Here is a 692-nt window from a genome sequence, read left to right as displayed (position 1 = left end):
ATTTATAACGGTTCATATTCTTCTCTTGCCTTATATTTGAAACAAATAAGTTCAAATAACCTCCTGGATTGTAATTGAAGTTATATTCAATTAATACTTTTTAATTTATTATAATTGGGTCTCGAAGAGTTTATTTTTTCTATAGTACCATCTGAATAATAAAGGATATTCTCCTTTTCTCGTTCTTTAGGTATATCAATCTTCGTTATGTTTTCTTTATGAAAGATAGGGGTAAATAATATGTTTTTTTCATTATTGACTAATATATATTGAGACCTATCCCAACCATTAAACAGGATTATTTTTTTTTCATTTGAAAATTCATTATTAATAAATACCGGATAGTAATTCAGTTCTATTTTTTCATTTTTTATTAAATTTCTTATCAGTTCTGGTGGACGAAAATTATGGCCATTAAAGATTAAAATAAGTTTATGTGATGGTATTGTTTTAAAGTCACTATCAGTATTCAGTGTTTTTTTGTAAATGATTGATATCCAAACTTCACTTAATTGCCATTGACATGATCCACCCCCATTAAGGGCGATTTGTACTTGATAGATATCACTATTACCTTGTTGTTTAAGTGCCACGGTATTAGGGTTAAAACCAGATATATACTCTTTCTCACCCGCAGAGTTATACTGAGCACGTTGGCAAATGTCGGAACGATAAAGTACATTTAAAGGTAA

1 protein-coding gene is annotated in these 692 nt (G+C 28.6%); it reads right to left on the bottom strand.

Annotated features, from left to right (window positions below; all coding sequences use genetic code 11):
- Window positions 1-86: 86 nt before the first annotated feature.
- The coding region (locus tag ABN099_RS19010; protein ID WP_349465935.1) for a hypothetical protein at window positions 87-692 on the bottom strand (606 nt) is incomplete at its 5' end.

It is taken from the genome of Proteus hauseri, assembly GCF_040139125.1.
Classification (GTDB): Bacteria; Pseudomonadota; Gammaproteobacteria; order Enterobacterales; family Enterobacteriaceae; genus Proteus; species Proteus hauseri_B.
The sequence above is the reverse complement of the archived record's forward strand: the minus strand, read 5'-3'. Positions and strand labels throughout refer to the sequence as shown.